Below are 7,840 nucleotides of genomic sequence, written 5' to 3'. Positions count from 1 at the left end.
CCGCGCGCGCGGCGGGCCAGGCGCGCGAGCAGGGTACCCAGACGCACGAGGGGGCCCGACGGGCGAGGCGCGAAGCGGCGCGCCTCCGCGCGCGCCCACGACTCGGCCTGCGCACGGGCGCAACATTCGCCCGCGCTGGCGTCGGGCATCGCCGCGGTCGGCTGCGTGGCTGGCGGCGTGACGACGGGGACGGGCGTCACGACGGCGTACGGCCGCCCGGGCCTTCCCTGCGCCCCTCGTCCTCGACCTCCACCTCGCGGATCACCTCGCCCTCGATGATCAGCCCGCGGTTGCCGCCAGCCGGGCCGTAGCCCTCCGCGCGCGCGCCGCGTGCGGCAGCCTGCGCATCCATCTGCGCGCGCATCGCCTTGCGCAGGGCGCGCGTCTTCCACCACACCCAGCCCCAGATCGCCACGCCGGCGGTCAGCAGCACCGCGAAGAAAGCGACCGAGAAGGTCAGCGCGAGCATGAAGACGCCCGCCATGACGACCGCGCCGACCACCTTCTGCAGCAGCGTGGGCGGCTTGGCGGCCGGCCCGCCGAGGGTCTGGAAGAGGCCGGAGAATCGGGGATCCCTGTACATGAGTCAGTCCTGTCGGGGGGCGCGGACCATCCGCGCCGCATGCGGAAGTGTGAGCCCCCGCCGGAAAAAAGATTCCACGCGGGCGGATGCGCGCATGGATTGCTTACACATTCTCGCCCAAGCGGACCGCCCTTGCCGAGTGCACCGCTCGCGAGCCCCCCCTGTGGAGCGGCGGCAGCAGCGAAGGAGGCGGTGCGGCGGCAATGAGCGAGGGTGGTTGCGCCGACGCCGGGCGAAGGCGGTCGTGCCGACGCCGCATTCGCGCCTGCCGGCGCTCCTACAGGACACCGCCGCGGCTTCGGGGGGCGAACGTGCGATCCCGCCGGCGCTGCCGCATTGAAAACCTCGCCCGGACACGCGAACATCCCGCCATGCCCACCCTCTCCCTGCAACAGCTCCGCACTCGCCACGTCGGCCCGATCGACCTCGACATCGCCGCCGGCGAATGCGTCTGCATCCGCGGCGCCTCGGGTAGCGGCAAGTCCTTGCTGCTGCGCGCGATCGCCGACCTCGACCCGCACGCCGGCGCGGCCGTGCTGGACGGGCGCGCGTGCGCGTCCATGCCGGGGCCGGCCTGGCGGCGCCAAGTGGCGCTGGTGATGGCCGAGGGCCAGTGGTGGGCCGACCGCGTGGGCGAGCACTTCCCCGGCGGCTGCACGCCCGCCTGGCTGGACCGCCTGGGCCTGCCCGCCGACGCGCTCGGTTGGCAGGTGGCGCGCTGCTCCACCGGCGAGCGCCAGCGCCTCGCCCTGCTGCGCACGCTGATGCAGCAGCCCGCGGTGCTGCTGCTCGACGAACCCACCGGCAACCTCGACGAGGACAGCACCGCCCGCGTCGAGGCCCTGCTCGGCGACTACCGGCGCGAGCACGCCGCCGCGCTGCTGTGGGTCAGCCACGACCCGCGCCAGGCCGCGCGGGTGGCGCAGCGCCGCTTCGTGCTCGAGGACGATCGGCTGGTCGAGGAAGGCGAAGAAGACGGAGGCGAGGCCGCAAGCGTCGGCCACGCCAGGTCTCTTGGCGCAGGGGACGCGGCATGGTGATCGAGCTCACGGTCCTCGACCTCGCGCTCGCCGCGCTGCTGATCCTCGCGCTCGCCGGCGTGTCGCTGCGCCTCGGGCTGGGGATCGGGCAGCGCCTGGTGGTGTCGGCGGCGCGCACGACGATCCAGCTGCTGCTGATCGGCCTGGTGCTCAAGCTGCTGTTCGACAACGTGCACTTCCTGTGGGTCGCGGCGATGGCCGCGGTGATGATCACCGCCGCCGGGCGCGAGGTGATGGCACGGCAGAAGCGCCGCTTCGTCGGGTGGTGGGGCTTCGGGCTGGGCACGCTGTCGATGTTCGTGTCCTCCTTCACCGTGAGCGTGCTGGCGCTGCTGGTGGTGATCGGCAACACGCCCTGGTACACGCCGCAGTACGCGATCCCGCTGCTCGGCATGGTGCTGGGCAACACCATGAACGGCATCGCCCTCGGGCTGGACCGCCTGACCCACGAGGCGAGCACGCGACGCGCGGTGCTCGAGGCCCGGCTCGCGCTCGGCCAGGACTGGGACGAGACCATCGCCGACACCCGGCGCGAGGCGATCCGCGTCGGCATGATCCCGATCATCAACGCCATGGCCGCGGCCGGCATCGTCAGCCTGCCCGGCATGATGACCGGCCAGATCCTCGCCGGCACGCCGCCGGTGGAGGCGGTGAAGTACCAGATCCTGGTGATGTTCCTGATCGCCGGCGGCACCGGCTTCGGCACCGTGGTGGCGGTGAGCCTGGGCGCACGCCGGCTGTTCGACGAGCGCCAGCGCCTGCGCCTCGACCGCCTGCACACCAGCGCGGATTGACGGGGACGCGCAGGATGAGCCCGGCCGCCCCCGCCTCGACGGCCGCAGGCGTCGCCGGCACGCACGTCGCGCCGACCGGTGTCGCCGCCATGGAAACCGCCGATGCCGGCGCCCGACGCTCCGCGCTCCTCCTCTTCGGCGCCTTCGACCGCCACAACCTCGGCGACCTGCTGCTCGGGCGCATTGCCGCCGAGCTGGCCACACGCCTGCTGCCCGGGCGGGAAGTGCGCTTCGCGGGCCTCGCCGCGCGCGACCTGAGGACGGACGGCGGTGCCCGCGTTCAGGTGCTCGCCGAACTCGCCCGGGAATGGAATCCCGCCCCGCGCGAGGGGGCACCCGCATGGCCGCCCGCATCGCCCCCCGCGCTGCTCCAGGTGGGCGGCGAGATCCTCGGCTGCAGCGCCGGGGAGGCGGCGGTGATGCTGCTCGACGCCACCGGCGCCGCACACGCGATCGCGCTGCACGACCGCGACCCGAGCGCGCGCGAGGCCTGGGCACGCGGCGTGCTCGGCAACGTACTCGGGCTGCCCTACCTCGCCCCGCATGCCGCCTTGCCGCCCGGCACCCGCATCGTGCACACCGGCATCGGCGGCGTCGACTTCGCGAGCCTGCCCGCGGCGCTGCGTGCCGAGGCCCTCGACGAACTGCGCGCGGCCGCCTGCGTCCAGGTGCGCGACCGGCGCACTCGCGACGCACTCGCCGCGGCGGGCATCGAAGCCGAACTCGTCCCCGACCCGGCGGTACTGGTCGAGCGCCTGCTCGGCGCCGAGGTGGCACGCCACGCCGCGTTGGGCGAACCCGCGGTGCTGCGGGCGCGGTTCGCACAGGGCTACGTGGCGGTGCAGCTCGCGGCAGAACTCGGCGACGACACCACCCTCGCCGCGCTCGCGGACGACCTTGCCGCGATCTCCCGCGCGCACGGTCTGGGCGTCGTGCTGTTCTGCGCCGGACGCGCACCCTGGCACGACGACCCGGAACCGCTGCAGCGCCTGCGCCGCCGCCTGCCCGACGCGGCATCCGCGGTGGTGGCCGAGTCCCGCCACCTCCTCGACCTGTGCGCGCTGATCGCGAGCGCCGCGCTATGCTGCGCGAGCAGCCTGCACGCACGCATCGTCGCCGACGCCTTCGCGCGCCCCGCCATCAGCATCGCCTGCGGCACGGCGCAGGCCGCCAAGCTGCGCGCCTGGCTCGACACCTGGTACCCGCCGCAACGCCATCACCTGGCCGCGCCGGGGAACCTCCGCGCGCTCGCCCGCTCCGTGATGGAGCCAGCGCCTGGCCAACGCGAGGCGCACGCCGCGCAGCTCGCCGACCTCGCCGAGGCTGCGGCGCGCAGCGCATTCGCACACCTTTTCGATCCGCTCGACCCCGAGGACAAGACCCCATGACCGATCTCTTCACCCCGCTCCAGGCCGGCGAGCTCGCCCTGCCCAACCGCATCCTGATGGCCCCGCTCACGCGCTGCCGCGCCGAAGCCGGCCACGTGCCCGGCGAATTGATGGCCACCCACTACGCCCAGCGCGCCAGCGCCGGCCTGCTGATCGCCGAGGCGACGATGGCGATGGAGGGCAACTCCGCGTTCTGGCACGAGCCCGGCATCCACTCCGAGGCCCAGATCGCGGGCTGGAAGAAGGTCACCGATGCGGTGCACGCCGCCGGCGGGCGCATCGTGCTGCAGGTCTGGCACGGCGGCCGCGCCTGCCACCCGCTGCTCAACGACGGCCGCCAGCCGGTGGCGCCGAGCGCGCTCGCGATCACCGGCGACGAGGTGCATACGCCCAAGGGCAAGCAGCCCTACGTGGTGCCGCGCGAGCTGCGCGACGACGAGCTGCCGGCCATCGTCGCCGGCTTCGCGCGCGCCGCCGAGAACGCCCGCGCCGCCGGCTTCGACGGCGTGGAGGTGCACGGCGCCAACGGCTACCTGCTCGACGAGTTCCTGCGTGACGGCAGCAACCAGCGCGGCGGCCCCTACGGCGGCCCGCGCGAGCACCGCGCCCGCCTGCTGTTCGAGGTGCTCGAGGCGGTGTGCAAGGTGTGGGGCAGCGGCCGCGTCGGCGTGCGCCTGTCACCGCTCAACAGCTACAACGACATGGTCGACAGCGACCCTGTGGGCCTCGTCGAATGGCTCGCCGGCTGCCTCAACGACTACCGCCTCGCCTACCTGCACCTGATGCGCGGCGACTTCTTCGGCAAGCAGCAAGGCGACGTGGTGACGCCGGTGCGCGCCGCCTACCGCGGCGTGCTGATCGGCAACATGGGCTACAAGGCCGACGAGGCCAACGCCGCGATCGCCGCCGGCAAGCTCGACGCGGTCGCCTTCGGCACCGCCTTCCTCGCCAACCCCGACCTGCCCGAGCGCATCCGCCGCAACGCCGCGCTCAACGCGCCGGATCCGGCGACCTTCTACACACCGGGACCGCACGGGTACACCGACTATCCAACCCTGGCCGCAGGCGCATAAACCCCAGCACGTAACGCCGGCGCCCCACCAGGGGGCGCCTAGACCGCCACCAGCACGTCAGCCTGCGCCTCGGTCAGCACCTGCTTGGTGACGCAGCCCAGGATCAGGTCCTCGAGCGTGCTCTCGCCATGCTTGCCGACCACGATCAGGTCGCAGTCGCCTTCCTGCTCCTGCTCGAGGATGTTGTGCCGCGGCGCCCCGACCAGCACGCGTGGCAACCAGTCCGCGTCGTCCAGCCCGACCTCACGCGCAAGATCAACCAGGCGGGCGCGGTGCTGCTGCGATGTCAGCTGCCGATAGTGCTCGATCTCCGCCGTGTCGATACCGGCCTGGATCAGCTTGCCCTCGAAGGGGACCTCGAAGGCGTGCAGCAGCAACAGCGTGGCGCCGGGCGCGATCGCCCGCGCGAGCGCGATCGCCGGGCGCGAATGGGCCGAGAAATCGACCGCCACCAGCACCCGGCGATACGGCTCGTGCGCCATGCCCTTGACGACCAGCAGCGGACGCCGGGTGGTGCGCACCATGCGCTCGGCCGTCGAGCCGAGCAGCCGGTGGCGCAGATGGCTGCTGCCGCGCGCGCCCAACACCAGAAGATCGGGATTGCGCACGTCGGCGAAGGCGATCAGTTCGGCCAGCAGTGGCCCCGACGCGAGGTGGGTGCCGGGCGTGATGGCGTGCCGGGCCTGCACCCGGGTGGCGAGTTCGTGAAGTTCGCGGCGCGCCTCATCGACCAGCGTCTGCTCGAAATTGGCGGGCAGGCCGGTGAATGCGGCACGCAGCCGATCGAGCGCGCCCGGCACCTGGATGTGCAGCAGATCGAGCGCGGCTGCGGTGTCGCGCGCAACCATGGCGGCGCGCTCGGCTGCATGGCGCGCGGGCGCGGAGAAATCGGTCAGGGCCAATACGCTGTCGATCCGTGTCATTGCCGACCTCCTCTCGTCATTGGGTGTCTTCCCGCATCGGGGCGGATTCGGGCTCGGTCGATGCCACCCGCGCCAGCAAGGATGCTTCGGCCTTGCCGAGGCTGTCCGGCGTACCGAACAGCACGAGCGTATCGCCCGCTTCGAGCTTCAGGCCGGGCGAGGGGTGGAGCATGCGCTCGCCCGCCCGCACCAGCGCCTGCAGCCGGCAGTCGCCGAGCGCCAGCGCGCCGAGCAGTTGTCCGAGCGCGGCCGAGCCGGCGACGACTTCGACCGCATGCAGCCGATCCTGGCCCGGATCCTGATCCGCCTCGCCCAGCGCGGGTTCGTCCGAACGGTAGAGCTCGTGCAGGTGCTGGTAACGGTTGGCCTGCGCCGCGCGAATGCGGCGCAGCACACGCGGCGTCGGCACATCCGCCATGAGCAGCACATGGGCGGCGATCATCAGGCTGGCCTCCACCGTCTCGGCCACCACCTCGGTCGCGCCGAGTTCGAGCAGTTCGGCGAGCGGGGCCTCGTCGCGGGTACGCACCATGACCTTCACCGGCCAGCGACTCGCGCGCACCTGCTGCAGCACCTTGCGTGCCGCACCGAGGTCGTCGTGCGAGATCACGATCAGCCGCGCATGGTCTGCCCCGACCGCCTCCAGGATGTCGCGCTCGGAAGCGTCCCCATAAAACACAGGCATGCCTGCGGCATGGGCGTCGCGCACCCGCGCCGGATCCATGTCGAGGGCGATGAAGGGAATCCGCTCCACTTCCAGAAAACGCGCGAGGTTCTGACCGATCCGACCATAGCCGCAGATGACCACGTGGCCACGCTGGCCGGGCGGCGCGTCCCCGGCATGCGCCACCCCATTGGTGGCCAGCACCGGTCGCCGCACCAGGCGACTGGCGAAGGCCGCGTTGTAGCGGATGAGGAAGGGGGCGATCAGCATGCGGAACAGGACCGCCATCAGCACCACCTGCGCCACATCGGAAGCCAGCACCTGGCTGTCGAGCGCAATCGCCAGCAAGGCGAAGCCGAACTCGCCACCCACCGCCAGCACCGCGCCGGTGCGCACCGCCGTCGCCCGGTTGACCCCCGCGGAATGGACGATGAAGAAGACCAGCACCGCCTTCGCAACCAGCATGGCGACCGCACCCGCCAGCGCCAGGTGCCAGATCTCGGGCAGCGCCGAGACGTCGAGCAGCATGCCGATGGTGACGAAGAACAGGCCGAGCAGCACATCGCGAATCGGCCGGATGGTCGATTCGATCTGGTGGCGGAACTCGGTCTCGCCCAGCATCATGCCGGCCAGAAAGGCACCCAGCGCCATCGACAGGCCGAGGCTCTGCGTGATCGCCGCGGCGACCAGGCTCACCAGCAGCACGGTCAGCGTGAACAGTTCGGCCGAGCGCCGCCCCGCGACTTCGTGAAACAGCGGCCGCAGCATCCAGCGTCCGGCCAGGAAGACCAGCACGAAGGCCGCGCCCGCCTTCAACAGGGCCAGCCCGAGCGGCGCCGCGACCGACCCCGAGGCCATGCCGAGCACCGGAATGACCACCACGAAGGGGACGGCGGTGATCTCCTGAAACACGGACATCGCGACCCCGAGCCTGCCGTGCCGACTCTGGTCCTCGCCCTGTTCGATCAACTGCTTGCTGATGATCGTGGTCGAGGACTGCGCCACCACCGCACCGATCACGAAGCCCGTCTCCGGCGCATGGCCGAGCAGCCAGGCACCGACGCCGACCACGATGGTGGTGAAGCCGACCTGGGCGGTGCCGAGGCCGAACACCAGGTTGCGCATGGCAAGGATCTGCGGCAACGAGAAGTTCAGCCCGATCGTGAACAGCAGGAAGACGATGCCGAATTCGGCCAGCACGCGGTTGTGCTCGACATCGGGTACAAGTCCGAACGCGTGCGGCCCGACGAGCGCACCAACCAGCAGATAGCCCAGGCTGGAGGGCATGCGCATGCGCTGCAGCGCGACGACGGCGACAACGGAGAACACCAGCAGGATGAGGACGTGCAGTTGGACGCGGGGAAGCATCCGGAAC

The 7,840-nt window shown here is 72.0% G+C and carries 7 protein-coding genes; 4 read left to right on the top strand and 3 right to left on the bottom strand.

The window, feature by feature from the left end; all coding sequences use genetic code 11:
- Positions 1-196: 196 nt before the first annotated feature.
- Positions 197-583: a hypothetical protein gene (locus tag C667_RS03330; RefSeq protein WP_004356982.1), complete on the bottom strand. Its 387-nt coding sequence runs from the start codon at positions 581-583 to the stop codon at positions 197-199.
- Positions 584-954: 371 nt separating this feature from the next.
- Here C667_RS03330 and C667_RS03325 point away from each other — a divergent pair, with 371 nt between their 5' ends.
- Genes C667_RS03325 through C667_RS03310 form a run of 4 tightly spaced genes read left to right on the top strand, consistent with a single transcriptional unit; the run spans position 955 to position 4,878 of the window.
- Positions 955-1,623, top strand: a complete 669-nt coding sequence (locus tag C667_RS03325) for an ABC transporter ATP-binding protein (RefSeq protein ID WP_004356979.1) — start codon at positions 955-957, stop codon at positions 1,621-1,623.
- Positions 1,617-2,417 carry an ABC transporter permease gene (locus C667_RS03320; protein WP_004356977.1) on the top strand — a complete coding sequence of 267 codons (801 nt, stop codon included), beginning with the start codon at positions 1,617-1,619 and terminating at the stop codon, positions 2,415-2,417. The genes C667_RS03325 and C667_RS03320 overlap by 7 nt, the downstream gene beginning before the upstream one ends.
- A gap of 14 nt (positions 2,418-2,431) precedes the next feature.
- Entirely contained in the window at positions 2,432-3,805 is a 1,374-nt protein-coding gene (locus tag C667_RS03315; protein WP_004356975.1) for a polysaccharide pyruvyl transferase family protein, read from the top strand.
- The gene (locus tag C667_RS03310; protein WP_004356973.1) at positions 3,802-4,878 is read left to right on the top strand and encodes an alkene reductase; all 1,077 of its coding nucleotides are present in this window, start codon (positions 3,802-3,804) and stop codon (positions 4,876-4,878) included. Before C667_RS03315 ends, C667_RS03310 begins: the two co-directional genes overlap by 4 nt.
- Before the next feature lie 38 nt (positions 4,879-4,916).
- Here the strand turns inward: C667_RS03310 and C667_RS03305 are convergent, their stop codons facing one another.
- Complete coding sequence (locus C667_RS03305) at positions 4,917-5,801, bottom strand: universal stress protein (RefSeq protein ID WP_004356971.1); 885 nt, start codon at positions 5,799-5,801, stop codon at positions 4,917-4,919.
- A gap of 16 nt (positions 5,802-5,817) precedes the next feature.
- A complete protein-coding gene (locus C667_RS03300) occupies positions 5,818-7,833 on the bottom strand; it encodes a monovalent cation:proton antiporter family protein (protein ID WP_004356969.1) in 2,016 nt (671 codons plus the stop codon).
- Between the last annotated feature and the right edge of the window lie 7 nt (positions 7,834-7,840).

The sequence above is a fragment of the Thauera phenylacetica B4P genome, assembly GCF_000310225.1.
Classification (GTDB): Bacteria; Pseudomonadota; Gammaproteobacteria; order Burkholderiales; family Rhodocyclaceae; genus Thauera; species Thauera phenylacetica.
The sequence above is the reverse complement of the archived record's forward strand: the minus strand, read 5'-3'. Positions and strand labels throughout refer to the sequence as shown.